16 protein-coding genes are annotated in these 17,761 nt (G+C 63.7%); 15 read left to right on the top strand and 1 reads right to left on the bottom strand.

Going from position 1 to position 17,761, the window contains the following annotated elements; genetic code table 11:
- Nucleotides 1-83: 83 nt before the first annotated feature.
- From QDT69_RS36810 to QDT69_RS36760, 11 genes are all read left to right on the top strand, one after another.
- The gene (locus QDT69_RS36810; protein WP_076864184.1) at nucleotides 84-950 is read left to right on the top strand and encodes an IclR family transcriptional regulator; all 867 of its coding nucleotides are present in this window, start codon (nucleotides 84-86) and stop codon (nucleotides 948-950) included.
- Nucleotides 951-1,019: 69 nt separating this feature from the next.
- Nucleotides 1,020-1,817: an ABC transporter ATP-binding protein gene (locus QDT69_RS36805; RefSeq protein ID WP_050406254.1), complete on the top strand. Its 798-nt coding sequence runs from the start codon at nucleotides 1,020-1,022 to the stop codon at nucleotides 1,815-1,817.
- Complete coding sequence (locus tag QDT69_RS36800) at nucleotides 1,814-2,527, top strand: ABC transporter ATP-binding protein (RefSeq protein ID WP_050426335.1); 714 nt, start codon at nucleotides 1,814-1,816, stop codon at nucleotides 2,525-2,527. Before QDT69_RS36805 ends, QDT69_RS36800 begins: the two co-directional genes overlap by 4 nt.
- Nucleotides 2,528-2,540: 13 nt before the next feature.
- On the top strand, nucleotides 2,541-3,419 hold the full coding sequence (locus QDT69_RS36795) for a branched-chain amino acid ABC transporter permease (RefSeq protein WP_074131932.1): 879 nt from the start codon (nucleotides 2,541-2,543) through the stop codon (nucleotides 3,417-3,419).
- A 2-nt stretch (nucleotides 3,420-3,421) separates the two neighbouring features.
- Nucleotides 3,422-4,444: a branched-chain amino acid ABC transporter permease gene (locus tag QDT69_RS36790; RefSeq protein WP_279711353.1), complete on the top strand. Its 1,023-nt coding sequence runs from the start codon at nucleotides 3,422-3,424 to the stop codon at nucleotides 4,442-4,444.
- A 90-nt stretch (nucleotides 4,445-4,534) separates the two neighbouring features.
- Complete coding sequence (locus QDT69_RS36785; RefSeq protein WP_279711352.1) at nucleotides 4,535-5,758, top strand: ABC transporter substrate-binding protein; 1,224 nt, start codon at nucleotides 4,535-4,537, stop codon at nucleotides 5,756-5,758.
- 118 nt (nucleotides 5,759-5,876) lie between these two features.
- Entirely contained in the window at nucleotides 5,877-7,103 is a 1,227-nt protein-coding gene (locus QDT69_RS36780) for an ABC transporter substrate-binding protein (protein ID WP_279711351.1), read from the top strand.
- Nucleotides 7,104-7,344: 241 nt separating this feature from the next.
- Entirely contained in the window at nucleotides 7,345-8,571 is a 1,227-nt protein-coding gene (locus tag QDT69_RS36775) for an ABC transporter substrate-binding protein (protein ID WP_279711350.1), read from the top strand.
- 159 nt (nucleotides 8,572-8,730) lie between these two features.
- Nucleotides 8,731-9,957, top strand: coding sequence for an ABC transporter substrate-binding protein (locus QDT69_RS36770; RefSeq protein ID WP_279711349.1), 1,227 nt, complete (start codon nucleotides 8,731-8,733; stop codon nucleotides 9,955-9,957).
- Between the two features lie 202 nt (nucleotides 9,958-10,159).
- Nucleotides 10,160-11,392: an ABC transporter substrate-binding protein gene (locus tag QDT69_RS36765; RefSeq protein ID WP_279711348.1), complete on the top strand. Its 1,233-nt coding sequence runs from the start codon at nucleotides 10,160-10,162 to the stop codon at nucleotides 11,390-11,392.
- Between the two features lie 21 nt (nucleotides 11,393-11,413).
- Nucleotides 11,414-12,697, top strand: coding sequence for a glycerate kinase (locus tag QDT69_RS36760; protein ID WP_279711347.1), 1,284 nt, complete (start codon nucleotides 11,414-11,416; stop codon nucleotides 12,695-12,697).
- A 104-nt stretch (nucleotides 12,698-12,801) separates the two neighbouring features.
- On the opposite strand, the gene QDT69_RS36755 is transcribed toward QDT69_RS36760, so the two are convergent.
- Nucleotides 12,802-13,320: a MarR family transcriptional regulator gene (locus QDT69_RS36755; protein WP_050425473.1), complete on the bottom strand. Its 519-nt coding sequence runs from the start codon at nucleotides 13,318-13,320 to the stop codon at nucleotides 12,802-12,804.
- A gap of 179 nt (nucleotides 13,321-13,499) precedes the next feature.
- Here QDT69_RS36755 and QDT69_RS36750 point away from each other — a divergent pair, with 179 nt between their 5' ends.
- The 4 genes from QDT69_RS36750 (at nucleotide 13,500) to QDT69_RS36735 (ending at nucleotide 17,717) form a co-directional block, all read left to right on the top strand.
- Nucleotides 13,500-14,540 (top strand): branched-chain amino acid ABC transporter permease, encoded by a 1,041-nt coding sequence (locus tag QDT69_RS36750; protein ID WP_279711346.1) that lies wholly within the window; start codon nucleotides 13,500-13,502, stop codon nucleotides 14,538-14,540.
- 5 nt (nucleotides 14,541-14,545) lie between these two features.
- Nucleotides 14,546-16,315, top strand: a complete 1,770-nt coding sequence (locus tag QDT69_RS36745) for a branched-chain amino acid ABC transporter ATP-binding protein/permease (RefSeq protein WP_279711345.1) — start codon at nucleotides 14,546-14,548, stop codon at nucleotides 16,313-16,315.
- Nucleotides 16,312-17,043 carry an ABC transporter ATP-binding protein gene (locus tag QDT69_RS36740; protein ID WP_279711344.1) on the top strand — a complete coding sequence of 244 codons (732 nt, stop codon included), beginning with the start codon at nucleotides 16,312-16,314 and terminating at the stop codon, nucleotides 17,041-17,043. The genes QDT69_RS36745 and QDT69_RS36740 overlap by 4 nt, the downstream gene beginning before the upstream one ends.
- Before the next feature lie 278 nt (nucleotides 17,044-17,321).
- Entirely contained in the window at nucleotides 17,322-17,717 is a 396-nt protein-coding gene (locus QDT69_RS36735) for an endonuclease domain-containing protein (RefSeq protein ID WP_279711343.1), read from the top strand.
- The last annotated feature ends 44 nt before the right edge of the window (nucleotides 17,718-17,761 follow it).

Below are 17,761 nucleotides of genomic sequence, written 5' to 3'. Positions count from 1 at the left end.
TTAATTCCACATCTTGACACGGAGGGTTATTTTGAAGCACGAGCCTTGTCAACGAGCATGACAAGGGCAGGACAAGGATAGGGATGAAGCGCGCCAGCAAGAAGGTAGCGACCGATCGCAATTTCGTCGTCGCGCTTTCCCGCGGACTGGATGTCCTGCGCGCATTTCAACCCAATGACGGGCTGCTCGGCAATCAGGAGATTGCCGCCCGCACCAAGTTACCGAAGCCAACCATTTCCCGGCTGACCTATACGCTGACAAAGCTGGGATACCTTACACCTGTACCGAAATTCGAAAAGTATCAGCTCGCGCCGTCGGCGATGGCGCTGGGCTACGCGGCGCTCGCCAATCTCGGCGTTCGGCATTTGTCCGAACCCTATCGAGAAGAAGTGATGCGCGCGACCGGCGGCGCCGTCGCGGTCGGCGGCCGCGACCGTCACAGCATGATCTATTTCGGCCAGAGCCGGAACGGCCTGGCGCTCGGCGTGCAGCTCGACGTCGGCTCGCGCGTGCCGATCGCCACCACCGCGATGGGACGTGCCTATATTTGGGCATTGCCACCCGAGGAGCGCGCAGCTTTATTACGCGAGCTGCGGGATCACTATGGCAGCCGCTGGGCCAAGATGCGCGACGGCATCGAACGTTCCGGCGAGACGGTGGCGAAGCACGGCTTCACCATGTCGACCGGCGACTGGCAGGATGATGTTGCCGCTGTCGGTGTTGCATTGAGATTGAATGACGGAACCGGTCCTTACGCCTTCAATTGCGGCGCGCCGGCATTCCGTTTCACGGAAGATAGATTGCTCAACGACATTGGACCTCGTCTTGTCGCGATGGTAAGGAACATCGAGCAGGCGCTCGGTGGAATGGCGCCGCAATCCAAAAAAGAAGAACGCAAAAAGACCAGAGTAGGAGGGAAAGTTGCACGTTTGGCCGAGGGGATCAGATAGCCTCCATCACGTCCAGCGAAACGCATCGCAGGGCCGCTCGCACAGCTCGAAGACGGCGGGCGAGACGAGATGACGCAGGCACAGCTCGCGCAAGGGAATGATCCCTTGCTCGCGGTTCGCGACGTCAGCGTCGTGTTCGGCGGCATCATCGCACTCAATGGCGTGTCGTTCGACATGCGCCATGGACAGATCCTCGGCCTGATCGGACCGAACGGCGCCGGCAAGACGACGCTGTTCAACTGCCTGTCGCGGCTCTACCAGCCGTCGTCCGGCGACATCCTGATGGAAGGCAAGAGCATCCTGTCGCGGCCCCCGCACCGGATCGCCGAGATCGGCATCGGCCGCACCTTCCAGAACGTCGCGCTGTTTCCCAATCTGTCCGTGATCGACAATGTCCGCGTCGGCGCGCATGCGCGCACCTCGAGCGACATCGTCAGCGACTCGCTGCGCCTCGCCTGGGTCCGCCGCGGCGAGAGCGACATGAACAAGAAGGTGCACGACATCCTCGGCTATCTCGATCTCGAGGACGTCGCCCACACCGTGGTCTCGGGACTTCCGTTCGGCACCCAGAAGCGCGTCGAGCTGGCGCGCGCTTTGGCCGCAGATCCGAAGATCCTGCTGCTCGACGAGCCGGCCGGCGGCCTCAATCACGAGGAAGTCTATGTGCTCGGCGATCTGATCCGCAAAATCCGCGATGACCGTAAAATTACGGTGCTGCTGGTCGAGCATCACATGGGTCTCGTGATGTCGATCGCCGACCACGTCGTCGCGCTCAATTTCGGCCGCAAGCTGGCCGAAGGCACGCCGGCCCAGGTCCAGGCCGACCCCGACGTCATCAAGGCCTATCTGGGGAGCAAGGACCAATGACAGCGATGCTCAACGTCAAGGACCTGCGCGCCTATTACGGCCAGGTCCAGGCCCTGCACGGCCTCAGCTTTTCCCTCAACGAGGGCTCGCTGACCACGCTGCTCGGCGCCAACGGCGCCGGCAAGACCACCACGCTGCGGGCGATCTGCAACATGGTGCGCTCGACCGGCGCGATCGAGTTCGAGGGCAAGCCGATCGGCACGCGCTCGACCGAGAACGTGGTCCGGCTCGGCATCGCCCATGTGCCGCAGGGCCGCGGCACCTTCACCAACATGACGGTGGAGGAGAACCTGCAGCTCGGCGCCATCAGCCGCTCCGACAAGGGCGCCATCGGCTCCGACATCGAGCGGATGTACGAGCATTTCCCGGTGCTGAAGCAGCGCTACACCCAGCAGGCGGGCACGCTGTCCGGCGGCGAGCAGCAGATGCTCGCGGTGGCGCGCGCGCTGATGCTGCGGCCGCGCCTGATGCTGCTCGACGAGCCGTCATTCGGCCTCGCCCCGCTGATCGTGCGCGACCTGTTCCGCATCCTCGGCAAGATCAATCGCGAGGAAAAGGTGACCATCCTGGTGGTCGAGCAGAATGCGCAGCTCGCGCTCGAGCTCGCCGACCAGGCCTATGTGATCGAAACCGGACGGATCGTGATGTCGGGCAATGCCAAGGACATCGCGAACAACGAAGACGTCCGCAAATCCTATCTCGGCTACTGAGGGAGCTGGCACAATGGAGCTTTTTGCCAACCAGGTCCTGGCCGGCATCGCCACGGGCGCGATCTATGCCTGCATGGCGCTCGCGGTCGTGATGATCTACCAGGCCATCGACCATCTGAACTTCGCCCAGGGCGAAATGGCGATGTTCTCGACCTTCGTGTCCTGGCAGCTGATGCAATGGGGCGTGCCGTATTGGGGCGCCTTCGTGCTCACTGTCGCCTTCTCGTTCGTCGCCGGCATCATCATCGAGCGGCTGCTGTTCAAGCCGCTGGCCAAGGCGCCGATCCTGACCAACGTCGCCGGCTTCATCGCGCTGTACGCGATCATCAACTCGGTCGCCGGCCTGATCTGGGACTTCACCATCAAGCAATACCCGACGCCGTTCGGCTCCTCGCCGTTCCTCGGCAGCCAGCTGATCTCGACCCACCAGGCCGGCATGATCGGCATCACGCTCTTGATGCTGCTCCTGCTGTTCTTCTTCTTCCGCTTCACCCGGGTCGGCCTTGCGATGCGCGCGGCCGCCTCGCTGCCTGAATCGGCCCGGCTGGTCGGCATCAATACCTCGTGGATGATCGCGCTCGGCTGGGGCATGGCGTCCGCGATCGGTTCGATCGCCGGCATGATGATCGCCCCCGTGGTGTTCCTCGAGCCGAACATGATGCTCGGCGTGCTGATCTACGGCTTTGCCGCGGCCGTGCTCGGCGGCCTCAGCTCGCCGTTCGGCGCCGTGATGGGCGGCTTCCTGGTCGGCATCTTCGAGAACCTGGTCGGCACCTACATCCCCGGCGTCGGCAATGAGCTGAAACTTCCGATCGCGCTTGCGCTGATCATTGTCGTCCTGGTCGTGAAACCGGCAGGCCTGTTCGGCCGCGCCATCGTCAAGCGAGTTTGATCATGAGCGCCGCTGAAGAAGTCGAAGTCGTCACCGAGGGCCAGGCCGTCGAGGCCGTGCCCAAGCGCGCCATGACGCTGGGTTATGGCACCTCGCTTGTCGTGCTCGCCGCGCTGGTCCTGATCCCGCTGTTCGTGAAGAACTTCATCATCTTCCAGATGACGATGCTTCTGATCTACGCGCTTGCGGTGCTGGCGCTCAACATCCTGACCGGCGGAAGCGGCCAGTTCTCGCTCGGCCAGAGCGCGTTCTACGCCGTCGGCGCCTACACCTCGGCGATCCTGATGGAGCATGCGGGCATGAACTATGCCCTCACGCTGCCGATCGCCGGCATCGTCTGCTTCGGCTTCGGCTTCCTGTTCGGCCAGCCGGCGCTGCGGCTCTCGGGCGTCTATCTGGCGCTTGCGACCTTTGCGCTCGCAACCGCCATGCCGCAGCTGCTCAAGCTCGGCTATTTCGAGCACTGGACCGGCGGTGTGCAGGGCCTCGTGGTCACCAAGCCAGATGCGCCGTTCGGGCTGCCGATGTCGCAGGACATGTGGCTCTACTACTTCACTCTGGTGGTCTCGATCGCGATCTACGTCGCCTCGGTGAACCTGCTGCGCTCGCGCTCCGGCCGTGCCTTCATGGCGATCCGCGACAACGAGATCGCGGCGTCCGCGATGGGCGTCGACGTCGCGCTGTACAAGACGCTGGCGTTCGGCGTCTCGGCCGGCATCACCGGCGTCGCCGGCGGTCTCGGCGCCATCGCGGTGCAGTTCGTGGCACCCGACGGCTACACCATCCAGCTCGCCATCTCGCTGTTCCTCGGCATGGTGGTCGGCGGTGTCGGCTGGCTGCCCGGCTCGATCGTCGGCTCCGCCTTCATCATCTTCGTGCCGAACATCGCCGAAGGCATCTCCAAGGGCCTTTCCGGCGCGGTGTTCGGCGTGCTGCTGTTCCTCGTCATCTTCCTCGTGCCGCACGGCGCCAGGCAGGTTGCGATCATTGCCCAGCAGCTCGCCGCGAAGCTCAAGAAGAACTAGGAGCATGATCCGGAAAAGTGCGAAGCGGTTTTCCGAAAGAGATCATGCTCAAACCAATTGAGAGCCTATAGAACCAAACCAGGAGACATTATGCTTTCTACCGTTCGGATCGCCGCGATTTCCGCGGCGATCGTTGCCGCGACGTCCACTGCCGCATTCGCCCAGAAGAAATACGACACCGGCGCGACCGACACCGAGATCAAGGTCGGCAACATCATCCCCTATTCGGGCCCAGCCTCCGCCTACGGCGTGATCGGCAAGACCGAAGAAGCCTATTTCAAGATGATCAACGACCGCGGCGGCATCAACGGCCGCAAGGTCAATTTCGTCAGCTATGACGACGCCTATTCGCCGCCCAAGGCGGTCGAGCAGGTGCGCAAGCTGGTCGAGAGCGACGAAGTGCTGCTGGTCTTCAATCCGCTCGGCACGCCGTCCAACACCGCAATCCAGAAATACCTGAACTCCAAGAAGATCCCGCAGCTGTTCGTCGCCACCGGCGCGACCAAGTGGAACGACCCGAAGAACTTCCCGTGGACCATGGGCTGGCAGCCGAGCTACCAGAGCGAAGCCCAGATCTACGCCAAATGGCTGATGAAGGAGAAGCCCGACGCCAAGGTCGCGATCCTCTATCAGAACGACGACTTCGGCAAAGACTACCTCAAGGGCACCAAGGACGGCTTCGGCGCCAAGGCCGCCACGAGCATCATCATGGAGGAGAGCTACGAGATCTCCGAACCGTCGATCGACAGCCACATCGTCAAGATCAAGGCCGCCAATCCGGACGTGCTGCTGATCTACACCACGCCGAAGTTCGGCGCGCAGACCATCAAGAAGACCGCCGAACTCGGCTGGAAGCCGCTGCAGATCATCACCAACGTGTCGGCCTCGGTCGGCAGCGTGATGCAACCGGCCGGCTTCGACAACGCCCAGGGCGTGCTGTCGGCGGCCTACGCCAAGGACGGAGCCGATCCGCAGTGGGCCAACGATCCGAACATGAAGAAGTGGGCGGAGTTTCTCGACAAGTACATGCCGGGCGCCGACAAGACCGACGGCGGCTACGTCTACGGCTATGGCGCCGCCCAGACGCTCGCCAAGGTGCTCGAAATGTGCGGTGACGATCTCACCCGCGCCAACGTCATGAAGCAGGCGGCGAGCCTGAAGGACTTCACGCCCGACACCCTGCTGCCCGGCGTCAAGATCAATACCTCGGCCACCGACTTCGCCCCGATCGCCCAGCTGCAGATGCAGCGTTTCAAGGGCCAGAAGTGGGAGCTGTTCGGTGACATCATTTCCGGCGATGTCCCCTCGGAGTGACGTTGCACTGCGGGAATAAAACAACAGCCTCCGCGATACCCGTCGCGGGGGCTTTTTGTTGACGCCCTGCGCCGATGGTATTGAATACCCGAAACGAAGAACCCGAGGTGGGGAAACCATGACTGCCGCACGTCCGTCCCTGACGGCGCTGTTGTCCGCATTCGCTCTGATCCTGACGAGCTGCAATGTCGCGCTGGCGCAGAAGACCTACGACACCGGGGCCAGCGACACCGAGATCAAGATCGGCAACACCGCGCCCTACAGCGGCCCCGCCTCCGCCTATGGCGTGATCGGCAGGACCGAGGCGGCCTACTTCAAGATGATCAACGAGTCCGGCGGCATCCACGGCCGCAAGATCACGTTCATCAGCTATGACGACAGCTACTCGCCGGCCAAGACCGTGGAGCAAACCCGCAAGCTGGTCGAGGACGACGAGGTGCTGCTGGTGTTCGGCTCGATCGGCACCTCGACCAACGCTGCGATCCGAAAGTACATGAACGAGAAGCAGGTGCCGCAGCTGTTCATCGGTTCCGGCGGCTCCAAGTGGAACGACCCCAAGAACTACCCGTGGACCATGGGCTGGCAGCCGTCCTACCAGGACGAGGCGCGGGTCTACGCAAAATACATCCTGAAGCACAAGCCCGACGCCAAGGTTGCCGTGCTCTACCAGAATGACGACTACGGCAAGGACTACCTCAAGGGCCTGAAGGACGCCTTCGGCGACAAGGCGTCGATGATCGTCGCCGAGGAGGCCTATGAAACCTCCGAACCCACGATCGACAATCACATCGTCAAGCTGAAGGCCGCCGGCGCCGATGCATTCATCAGCGTCACGTCACCGAAATTCGCGGCGCAGGCGATCAAGAAGGCGGCCGAAATCGCCTGGACGCCGCTGCAGATCGTCGCCAACGTCTCGGCCTCGGTCGGCGGCGTGATGCAGCCGGCCGGCTTCGAAAATTCGCAGGGCATCCTGTCGGCGTCCTACATCAAGGACGGCGCCGATCCGCAATGGAATCAGGATCCCGGCATGCAGAAATTCCTTGCCTTCCTCAAGAAGGATTTTCCCGACGCCAACAAGCTCGACGGCGCCACCTCGTACGGTTACGCCGCCGCACAGACCATGGTGCACGTGCTGGAGATGTGCGGCGACGATCTCACCCGCGCCAACATCATGAAGCAGGCCGCGAGCCTGAAGGACTATGTCCCCGACACGCTGCTGCCGGGCATCAGCATCAACACCTCGGCGACCGACTTCGCGCCGATCAAGCAATTGCGCTTGATGCGCTTCAAGGGCGAGAAGTGGGAGCTGTTCGGTGACATCATTTCGAGCAGTCTGAGCAACTGATCTTCGCTGATTGTCGTCGACATCCGCGCGCTCAACTCAACAGCGTCGGCAGCGCTAGCCGCAATCTCCGCGGTTGGTCCGGGCAGATCGGCGAGCGCGACTAAAGACGCAACCCCTTCGGCCATGCCGCGGGGGCTTTTCGTTGAGACGCCCCAGGTAAGATGATAGCTTTTGCAGACAATAATGAGCCCTCGAAACAGGGGGCCGCGACACATCATCTGCCATCAGGGAGAGAAACCGCATGTCTGCAATACGACATCTGGCGGCAATTGCCGTTGCGCTCGCGCTCGTCTCCGCATCCTGCAGCACGGCGCTTGCCCAGAAGAAGTACGACACCGGCGCCAGCGACACCGAAATCAAGATCGGCAACATCATGCCCTATAGCGGAGCGGCTTCCGCCTATGGCGTGATCGGCAAGACCGAGGACGCCTATTTCCGCAAGATCAACGCCGAAGGTGGCATCAACGGCCGCAAGATCACCTTCATCAGCTATGACGACGCCTACACGCCGCCGAAGACCGTCGAGCAGGCGCGCAAGCTGGTCGAGAGCGACGAGGTGCTGCTGATCTTCAATTCGCTTGGCACGCCGCCGAACTCGGCGATCCAGAAATACATGAACCAGAAGAAGGTGCCGCAACTGTTCGTCGCGACCGGCGCCACCAAGTGGAACGACCCGAAGGAGTTTCCCTGGACCATGGGCTGGCAGCCCAACTACCAGAGCGAGTCGATCATCTATGCGAAGTACATCCTGAAGAACAAGCCGAACGCGAAGATCGCGGTGCTCTACCAGAACGACGACTACGGCAAGGACTACCTGAAGGGATTCAAGGACGGGCTCGGCAGCAAGGCGGCATCGATGATCGTCGCCGAGGACAGTTACGAGGTCACGGAGCCGACCATCGATTCCCACATCGTCAGGCTCAAGGCCTCCGGCGCCGATGTGTTCTTCAACATCACCACGCCGAAATTCGCGGCGCAGGCGATCAAGAAGAACGCCGAGCTCGACTGGCATCCGCTGCACTTCCTCAACAACGTCTCGTCCTCGATCGGCAGCGTGATCAAGCCGGCGGGCTTCGAGGCCGCCCAGGGCATCATCTCGTCGCAATACCTGATGGATCCGACCGATCCGCAGTGGAAGACCGACAAGGGAATGATCGCCTGGAACGAATTCCTGGATAGATATTACCCTGACGCAAACCGCGCCGACGCGTCGGTGATGTACGCCTACATCGTCGCGCAGGGCCTCGAGCATGTGCTGCGGGCGTGCGGCGACAATCTGACGCGCGAGAACATCATGAAGCAGGCTGCCAGCCTGCGCGACCTCGAACTCCGCGGCTTGTTGCCGGGCATCAAGGTCAACACCTCGGCGACCGACTTCGCGCCGCTTTCGCAATTGCAACTGATGCGGTTCAAGGGCGAGACCTGGGAACGCTTTGGCGACATCCTGAGCGGCGACGTCGGCGGTTAACCCTTAATTGTCGACTAAAGACGCGGCCCCTGCGGCGTTGCCGCAGGGGCTTTTCATTGAGACGGGCCGCCTGAAATGGTAGTCATTGCAGTCAAATAACAGAGCCCTCGAAACAAGGGGCCGCGACACATTCGTCTGACAACAGGGAGAGAGACATCAATGTCCGTCACCACAAGACTTGCGGTCCTCGGGGCCGCGCTCGCGCTCGTCGCGACATCCGGCAGCGCGGCGCTCGCCCAGAAGAAATACGACACCGGCGCCACTGACACCGAGATCAAGATCGGCAACATCATGCCCTACAGCGGACCTGCGTCCGCCTACGGTATCATCGGCCGCACCGAGGCCGCCTATTTCAAGAAGATCAACGACGCCGGCGGCATCAACGGCCGCAAGATCAACTTCATCTCCTACGATGACGCCTACTCGCCGCCGAAGGCCGTGGAGCAGGCCCGCAAGCTGGTCGAAAGCGACGAGGTGCTGCTGATCTTCAACTCGCTCGGCACGCCGTCGAACTCGGCGATCCAGAAATACATGAACTCCAAGAAGGTGCCGCAGCTGTTCGTCGCCACCGGCGCCACCAAATGGAACGATCCGAAGGACTTTCCCTGGACCATGGGCTGGCAGCCCAATTACCAGAGCGAGACCCAGATCTACGCCAAGTACATCCTGAAGAACATGCCGAACGCCAAGATCGCGGTGCTTTACCAGAACGACGATTACGGCAAGGACTATCTGAAGGGCCTGAAGGACGGCCTCGGCCAGAAGGCCGCCAGCATGATCGTCGCCGAGGAGAGCTTCGAGACCTCCCAGCCGACCATCGACAGCAACATCGTCAAGCTGAAGGCGAGCAACGCCGACGTGTTCGTCGACATCGCGACGCCGAAATTCGCGGCGCAGGCGATCAAGAAGGTCGCCGAGATCGGCTGGAAGCCGACCCACTTCCTCAACAACGTGTCGGCATCGGTCGGCAGCGTGATCAAGCCGGCCGGCTTCGAGAACGCGCAGGACATCATCTCCGCCGCCTATCTGAAGGACGCCTCCGACAAGCAATGGGACAATGATCCCGGCATGAAGGAATTCTACGCCTTCATGGCCAAGGACTTCCCCGAGGGCGACAAGCTCGACGGCGGCACCGTGGTCGGCTTCGGCGTGGCGCAGACGCTGGTCCAGGTGCTCAAGCAGTGCGGCGACAACCTCACCCGCGAGAACATCATGAAGCAGGCGGCGAGCCTGAAGGACTTCCGCACGGAAGTGCTGCTGCCTGGAGTCAAGATCAATACCGCTCCGAACGATTTCGCCCCGATCAGCCAGCTGCAGCTGATGAAGTTCAAGGGCGAGAAATGGGAACTGTTCGGCGAGGTCATCAGCGCCGACGTCGGCGGCTGATTGTCGCGCCGACGGTCGACTGACAACGGCCCCCTGCGATATCGTCGCAGGGGGCTTTTTCATTGGCCTTTTCATGGGTCATGGCGGCTGCTCGCGGGCCGGACCAGCGAGATGCCTGCTTACGCTTTGCCTGACGATGCGCTAGGAAACCCGACAAGAAACCGTCGCCCCTGCGGCGGCAACAACAAGGAGTTTTCGGGAAATGCCGAAGCCGATCCGCCACCGTGTCGCAACCGCCCTGCTCGGCCTTGCCGTCGCCACCGCGACCGGACATGCCGCCTGGGCGCAGAAGAAATACGATACCGGTGCGAGCGACACCGAGATCAAGATCGGCAATATCGTGCCCTATAGCGGACCGGCGTCGGCCTATGGCGTGGTCGGCAAGGCGATGGCCGCGGTGTTCAAGAAGGTCAACGACGACGGCGGCATCAACGGCCGCAAGATCAATTTCATCTCCTACGACGATGCCTATTCGCCGCCGAAGGCCGTCGAGCAGGCGCGCAAGCTGGTCGAGAGCGACGAGGTGCTGTTCCTGTTCGGCACGCTCGGCACCGCCTCCAACACAGCGATCCAGAAATATCTCAACGCCAAGAAGGTGCCGCAGCTGTTCGTCGCGACCGGCGCCACCAAATGGAACGATCCGAAGGCGTTCCCGTGGACCATGGGCTGGCTGCCGAGCTACCAGAGCGAGTCGCGGATCTACGCGAAATATCTGCTCAAGGAGAAGCCCACCGCCAAGGTCGCGGTGCTCTACCAGAACGACGACATGGGCAAGGACTATTTGAAGGGCCTGGAAGACGGCTTCGCCGGCGATCCCGCGCGGATCGCCGCCAAGGAGAGCTATGAAGTCGCCGAACCCACCATCGATTCCCATGTGGTGCGGCTGAAATCCTCCAATCCCGACGTCATCATCTTCTTCACCACTCCGAAATTCGGCGCCCAGGCGATCAAGAAGCTCGGCGAGATGAACTGGAAGCCGGTGACGATCGTCTCCAACGTCTCGGCCTCCACCGCGACCGTCATGCGCCCGGCCGGCCTCGACAATGCGCAGGGCGTGATCTCGGCCGCCTACGCCAAGGACGCCAGCGATCCGCAGTGGAAGGACGACGCCGGCATGAAGGCGTTCGACGAACTGCTCGCCAAGTACATGCCCGACACCAACCGCGTCGATGCCTCGGCGATGACCGGCTACAACATGGCGACCACCATGGTCGAGGTGCTGCGCCGCTGCGGCGACGACCTCACCCGCGCTAATGTGATGAAGCAGGCGGCGAGCCTGAAGCAGTTTGCGCAGGGCGGCCTGCTGCCCGGCGTGACGCTGTCGACTGGCCCTGCCGACTTCCAGCCGATCGAGCAATTGCAGCTGATGCAGTTCAAGGGCGAGCGCTGGCAGTTGTTCGGCGACGTCATCAGCGGCGAAATCGGCGGCAACTGACCGCGGAACGAAAGCACAGCCATGACCGACCGACGTCCCTTCCTGCGTTCGATCTTCGATGCCGCGGTGGCGGCTGCGCATCCCGATGTGGTGCTGGCGTCGCGGCTGCGGCCGGCGCCGAAGGGCCGCGTGATCTGCCTCGCCGCCGGCAAGGGCGCCGGCGCCATGGCCGCGGCGGCGGAGCGGCACTATCTCGACACGCTGGGCCTCGAGCCGTCACGGCTGGTCGGCATCGCCACCACCCGTCACGGCCATGGCGTACCCACCCGCCGCATCAAGGTGGTCGAGGCCGGCCATCCGGTGCCCGATGAGGCCGGCCTGCGCGCCGCCGACGATACGCTGCGGCTGGCAGCCGAAGCCGCGCCCGACGATCTGCTGCTGGTGCTGCTGACCGGCGGCGGCTCAGCGAACTGGATCGCACCCGTCGAGGGTGTGAGCTTTGCCCAGAAGCAGCAGGTCAATCGCGCGCTGCTGCGCTCCGGCGCGCCGATCGGCGAGATGAACACCGTGCGCAAGCATCTGTCGCGGATCAAGGGCGGACGGCTGGCACGCGCCGGCCAGCACGCCGCCGAGATCGTCACGCTGGCGATCTCGGACGTGCCGCATGACGATCCCTCCGCGATCGCCTCGGGGCCGACGGTGCCGGATCCGACCACGCTGGCGGATGCTCGCGCGCTGGTCGCCAAATACAATCTCTCCGTCGACGACGCGGTGCGCCGCGCGCTCGACGATCCCAGGAACGAGAGCTGCAAGCCCGGCGATCCCGCCTTTGCGCGGGCGACATTCGAGCTGCTGGCAAAACCGAAAGCCTCGATCGACGCCGCGGTGAAGGTCGCGCAGGATGTCGGCTACGAGACCATCGCGCTCGGCGCCGATCTCGAAGGCGAGGCTCGCGAGGTCGCAGCCGCGCACGCGCGGCTCGCCTTGAAGGCGCGCGGCGAAGGCAAGCGCGTTGCGATCATTTCGGGCGGCGAACTCACGGTGACCGTGCGCGGCAACGGCCGCGGTGGCCCCAACCAGGAATACGCGCTGGCGCTGGCGGATCTGCTGAAGGACACGCCTGACATCGCAGCGCTCGCCGCCGACACCGACGGCGCCGACGGCGGCGCCGGCAGCGCCACCGATCCCGCCGGTGCGGTGATCGATCAGGCGACGTTCGCGAAGATGAAATCGCTCGGCCTCGATCCCAAGGCGTATCTCGAGAACAACGACGCCACGGGGTTCTTCGCGCAGACCGGGGATCTGCTGCTGACCGGGCCGACGCTGACCAATGTCAACGACGTCCGGGTGATTTTGGTCGACTAGTTCAGCGTCATTCCGGGGCGCGCGTCGGCGCGAACCCGGAATCCAGAGATTGTTGCGCGAGATTCCGGGTTCGTCGCTACGCGACGCCCCGGAATGACGATGTGTCAAAACTCTTGCGCGAGCTTCGCCAGCATCTCCAGCAGCGCGGCGTGGTTGGCCGGGCCGAGCACCTCGATCAGCCGCGCCTCGTGCTTGTTGGCGACCAGCTTCTTGGCCCGCGCCAGCACGGCGCGGCCCCGGTCGGTCAGCACCAGGATGTGGGAGCGGCGGTCGTTGGTCGAGCGCATCCGCGCGCAAAGGTCGCGGCTTTCCAGCGCGTCCAGCATGGCGACGAAATTCGGCCTGAGGATGCCGAGCGTATTGGCGATCTCGGTCTGGTTGCGGCCCGGATTCTTGTCGAGCAGCAACAGCACCGAGAACTGCGCCGGCGTCAGCTGCAGCGGCGCGACGCAGCGCAGGAAGTCCTCGAATACCTTGAGCTGCGCGCGTTTCAGCGAATAGCCGAGCAATCCGGACAGTTCGCCCAGTTGCAGCATGCTGTCGTCCCCGGCAGGATCGACCGGTTCCCTGCGCAGGGCGCGCGACGATCTGGCGGCATCGGAGGCGGTCTTTGAAACAGTCATCGCTCCAGGCTCGCAATCCCGGTACAAAAACCCCGCGGGACGCTCGGGGATCTTGAGATTATATTTAATAATTGTTATCGAGTATATCAAATATCGGCTGCTTTCAACAGCCGATATCGGCCGACCCGACCGGCACAGCCGGCTGCGGCGGTCCGACGCTTAAGGGGGAGCGCTCGGCCTTGAACACAACGATCATGCTGTTCCTGCTGCAGGACGGCATCACCAATGGCGCGATCTACGCACTGCTGGGGCTGGCCCTGGTGCTGGTGTTCGCGGTGACGCGGGTGATCCTGATCCCGCAGGGCGAATTCGTCACCTACGGCGCGCTGAGCTACGCCATGCTGGCGACCGGCCAGGTGCCGGGCACCGTGCGCCTCGCCGTCGCGATGGGCCTCGTCGCCTTCGCGCTCGACCTGTTCTTCGCCCGCAAGGCGCTGCATGCCCGGCTGGTGATCCGCTCGGTCGCGCTCAACATCGTCTTCCCTGTGGCGCTGCTCGGCCTCGTCTATGCGCTAGTCGGTCCCCATACGCCGATCGCCGTCAACATCGCGCTCGCGCTCTTGATCGTGGCGGCGATCGGGCTGTTCCTCTACCGCATCGCGTTCCAGCCGATCGCGCACACCTCCGTGCTGGTGCTGCTGATCGCCTCGGTCGGCTGCCATCTGGCGCTGCAGGGCCTCGGCCTCGTGTTCTTCGGCGCCGAAGGCCTGCGCGGCCCGGCGCTGTCGAGTGCCGCGGTGACCGCGGGTCCGCTGCGCTTCACCGGCCAGAGCCTTGCCGTCTACGGCCTGACGGTCGGCTTCATCGTCGCCCTGTGGCTGTTCTTCGGTTACACCAAGACCGGCAAGGCGCTGCGCGCCACCGCGGTCAATCGCCTCGGGGCCCGCCTGGTCGGCATCCGCACCACGCTGTCGGGCCAGATCGCATTCCTGCTCGCCTCCGTCATCGGCGCGATCTCCGGCATCCTGATCGTGCCGATCACGACGCTCTATTACGACACCGGCTTCCTGATCGGCCTGAAGGGTTTCATCGCCGCCATCATCGGCGGGCTGGTCAGCTATCCCCTGACCGCGGTCGCGGCCATCGTGGTCGGCATCGTCGAGGCCTTCTCCTCGTTCTACGCCAGCAATTTCAAGGAAGTCATCGTGTTCACACTGATCCTTCCGGTCCTGGTGCTGCGCTCGCTCGCAGCGCCCCAGGTCGAAGAAGAGAAGGATTGAGCGCGATGACGCAGCGGCTCCCTCTCATCATCTTCGCGCTCGTGATGGCGGTGATCCCGCTGCTCCCGGGCATCCCGCCGTTCTGGATCGTGCTGCTCGACAATATCGGCCTCGCCGCGCTGGTCGCGATGGGCCTCGTGCTGCTGACCGGCGTCGGCGGCCTCACCTCGTTCGGACAGGCCGCGTTCTGCGGCTTCGGCGCCTACACCACGGCGGTGCTGACCACCGCCTACGGCGTCTCGCCGTGGCTGACGCTGCCGGCTTCGCTCTTGGTCAGCGGCATAGCGGCGGTGCTGCTCGGCCTCGTCACGGTGCGGCTGTCGGGCCACTATCTGCCGCTCGGCACCATCGCCTGGGGCATCGGCCTGTTCTATTTGTTCAGCAAGCTGGAATTCCTCGGCCGCAACGACGGCATTTCCGGCATTCCGCCGCTGTCGATCGGCGCGTTCAAGATGCTGAGCCCGGATACGATCTACTACGCGATCTGGGTCGCGGTGCTGCTCTCGGCGCTATTGACCATGAACCTGCTGGACTCGCGCACCGGGCGCGCCATCCGCGCGCTGCGGCGCGGCCATGTCGCGGCCGAAGCATTCGGCGTGCAGACGCCGCGCGCCAAGCTGTTGGTGTTCATCTATGCCGCTGTGCTGGCCGGCCTGTCCGGCTGGCTCTACGCGCATTTCCAGCGCGCCGCCAACCCGACACCGTTCGGCGCGCAGGCCGGCATCGAGTATCTGTTCATCGCCGTCGTCGGCGGCGCCGGATATGTCTGGGGCGGCGTGCTCGGCGCTGCCATCGTCGTGATCCTGAAAGAGGTGCTGCAGAGCTACCTGCCCTACATCTTCGGCGGCCAGAGCCAGCTCGAGACCATCGTGTTCGGCATCATGCTGGTGCTGCTGCTGCAGCTCGCACCACAGGGCGTCTGGCCCTGGCTGATGTCGAAGCTGCCGTTCAAGCCGACCCGCAAGACGCCGGACACATCGGTGAAGCTGGAACACCGTGAACGCGCACCGGGAACGTCACCGGTGCTGCTGCATATCGAGAAAGCGCGAAAACAATTCGGCGGCGTGCTCGCGGTGAACGACGTCTCGTTCGACGTCAACGCGCGTGAGATCGTCGCGCTGATCGGCCCCAACGGCGCCGGCAAGAGCACGACCTTCAACCTGATCACCGGCGTGCTGGCCGCAACCGGCGGCAAGATCTTGGTGCAGGGCAAGGAGGTCGAGAACGCGCCGCCGCAAGAGGTGGTCAAGCTCGGCGTCAGCAGAACGTTCCAGCACGTCAAGCTGGTGCCCGACATGACCGTGCTGGAGAACGTCGCGATCGGCGCGCATCTGCGCGGCAATTCCGGCGCGATCGCCAGCATGCTGCGGCTCGATCGCGCGGACGAGGCGAAACTGCTGGCGGAGGCCGCGCGGCAGATCGAGCGCGTCGGCCTGTCCGACCAGATCGACCAGCTCGCGGGCTCGCTGTCGCTCGGGCAGCAGCGCATCGTCGAGATCGCCCGCGCGCTGTGCGTCGATCCGATGCTGCTGCTGCTGGACGAGCCGGCCGCCGGGCTGCGCCACATGGAGAAGCAGCGGCTCGCCGCGCTGCTCCGGCAGTTGCGCGACGGCGGCATGTCGGTGCTGCTGGTCGAGCACGACATGGGGTTCGTGATGGATCTTGCCGACCGCATCGTGGTGCTGGATTTCGGCACGAAGATCGCCGAGGGCACGCCGGCCGCGATCAAGCGCAACCCCGACGTGATCAAGGCCTATCTCGGAGCCGCCGCATGAGTGCGCTGCTATCGGTGACCGATGTCCACATCGCCTACGGCAAGGTCGAGGCCGTGCGCGGCGTCTCGCTCGACGTCGCGGGCAACGAGATCGTCACCATCATCGGCGCCAATGGCGCCGGCAAGACCACCTTGCTCAACGCCATCATGGGCGTGCTGCCGCTGAGGGGCCGTACCACCTTCGCCGGCATCGACATGGCGCCGCTAGATATCGAGGATCGCGTCGCCACCGGCCTCAGCCTCGTGCCCGAGCATCGCGAATTGTTCGGCAGCATGAATGTCGAGGACAATCTCGAGCTCGGCGCCTTCCGGATCGCAAAGGCGGTCGCGGCCACCTCGCTGGAGCGGGTCTACGCGCTGTTTCCGCGGCTCAAGGAGCGCCGCAAGCAGCTCGCCGGCACGCTGTCCGGCGGCGAGCAGCAGATGCTGGCGATGGGCCGCGCGCTGATGGGCGCGCCGAAACTCCTGATGCTGGACGAACCGAGCCTCGGCCTCGCCCCGATCATCGTCGCCGACATCTTCCGCATCGTCGGCGAGCTCCGCTCAGCCGGCGTCTCGGTGCTCTTGGTCGAGCAGAACGCCCAGGCCGCGCTGCAGATCGCCGATCGTGCCTATGTCATGGAGCTCGGCGAATTCGTGCTGTCAGGCACCGCCAAGGACATCGCCGCCAACAAGGGCGTCGCCGCAAGCTATCTCGGCTTCCAGCACGAAGGCGAAAGCGCGATTTAAATGGTGGCGTAAGCTGCATAACTCGCAACTTGAAGCATCACCGACGCGGATAGACCTTCACCCCACCCCGCATCACATCGCTGACGCGATGTGATGCGACCCTACCCTCCAGGGGAGGGTGAAGAGATAGCCGCACCGTCGAAACATATCGTCCCTCTGATTGCTTGCATTCGCGCATGGATTGCGCTCCACTTCACCCTCCCCTGGAGGGGGAGGGTCGATTGCACGTGCGATGCGCAGCATCGCACGTGCGATCGGGGTGGGGTGAAGCCGCACAAATGGTCTCGACATCAATCCAAAGAGCCACTGCGAAGAAGCTTCGTGCAAATACCACGCCGCATGAACGAATCCTGTGGCGCGCGTTGAGGGATCTGCCGACTGATGGCTCCCACTTTCGTCGCCAAGCGCCGATCGGTCCTTACATTGTCGACTTCTTCTGCCCGGCCAAGCGGTTGGTCATCGAACTCGATGGCGGGCACCACAACGAAGATAAAACCGCCACGCACGATCGCGAACGACAGCAGTGGCTCGAGAAGGAAGGATATCGCGTCATCCGCTTTTGGAACTCGGTGATCACAGCTGACCTTAGCGCCGTGCTGGAACGGATCTATGTCGAGCTCTATGGCACGCGCGAAGCGGAAGCCCGTCCGCTGAAGCACCTCCGGCGACGATAGACTGTCACCCCACCCCGCTCCGCATCGCTGGTCGCGATGCGAAG

Source organism: Bradyrhizobium sp. CER78 (assembly GCF_029846235.1).
Classification (GTDB): domain Bacteria; phylum Pseudomonadota; class Alphaproteobacteria; order Rhizobiales; family Xanthobacteraceae; genus Bradyrhizobium.
The sequence above is the reverse complement of the archived record's forward strand: the minus strand, read 5'-3'. Positions and strand labels throughout refer to the sequence as shown.

Coding starts and splice junctions, on each gene's coding strand:
- QDT69_RS36810 (WP_076864184.1), top strand. CDS start 84: ATGAAGCGCGCCAGCAAGAAGGTAGCGACCGATCGCAATTTCGTCGTC.
- QDT69_RS36805 (WP_050406254.1), top strand. CDS start 1,020: ATGACGCAGGCACAGCTCGCGCAAGGGAATGATCCCTTGCTCGCGGTT.
- QDT69_RS36800 (WP_050426335.1), top strand. CDS start 1,814: ATGACAGCGATGCTCAACGTCAAGGACCTGCGCGCCTATTACGGCCAG.
- QDT69_RS36795 (WP_074131932.1), top strand. CDS start 2,541: ATGGAGCTTTTTGCCAACCAGGTCCTGGCCGGCATCGCCACGGGCGCG.
- QDT69_RS36790 (WP_279711353.1), top strand. CDS start 3,422: ATGAGCGCCGCTGAAGAAGTCGAAGTCGTCACCGAGGGCCAGGCCGTC.
- QDT69_RS36785 (WP_279711352.1), top strand. CDS start 4,535: ATGCTTTCTACCGTTCGGATCGCCGCGATTTCCGCGGCGATCGTTGCC.
- QDT69_RS36780 (WP_279711351.1), top strand. CDS start 5,877: ATGACTGCCGCACGTCCGTCCCTGACGGCGCTGTTGTCCGCATTCGCT.
- QDT69_RS36775 (WP_279711350.1), top strand. CDS start 7,345: ATGTCTGCAATACGACATCTGGCGGCAATTGCCGTTGCGCTCGCGCTC.
- QDT69_RS36770 (WP_279711349.1), top strand. CDS start 8,731: ATGTCCGTCACCACAAGACTTGCGGTCCTCGGGGCCGCGCTCGCGCTC.
- QDT69_RS36765 (WP_279711348.1), top strand. CDS start 10,160: ATGCCGAAGCCGATCCGCCACCGTGTCGCAACCGCCCTGCTCGGCCTT.
- QDT69_RS36760 (WP_279711347.1), top strand. CDS start 11,414: ATGACCGACCGACGTCCCTTCCTGCGTTCGATCTTCGATGCCGCGGTG.
- QDT69_RS36755 (WP_050425473.1), bottom strand. CDS start 13,320: ATGACTGTTTCAAAGACCGCCTCCGATGCCGCCAGATCGTCGCGCGCC.
- QDT69_RS36745 (WP_279711345.1), top strand. CDS start 14,546: ATGACGCAGCGGCTCCCTCTCATCATCTTCGCGCTCGTGATGGCGGTG.
- QDT69_RS36740 (WP_279711344.1), top strand. CDS start 16,312: ATGAGTGCGCTGCTATCGGTGACCGATGTCCACATCGCCTACGGCAAG.
- QDT69_RS36735 (WP_279711343.1), top strand. CDS start 17,322: ATGGTCTCGACATCAATCCAAAGAGCCACTGCGAAGAAGCTTCGTGCA.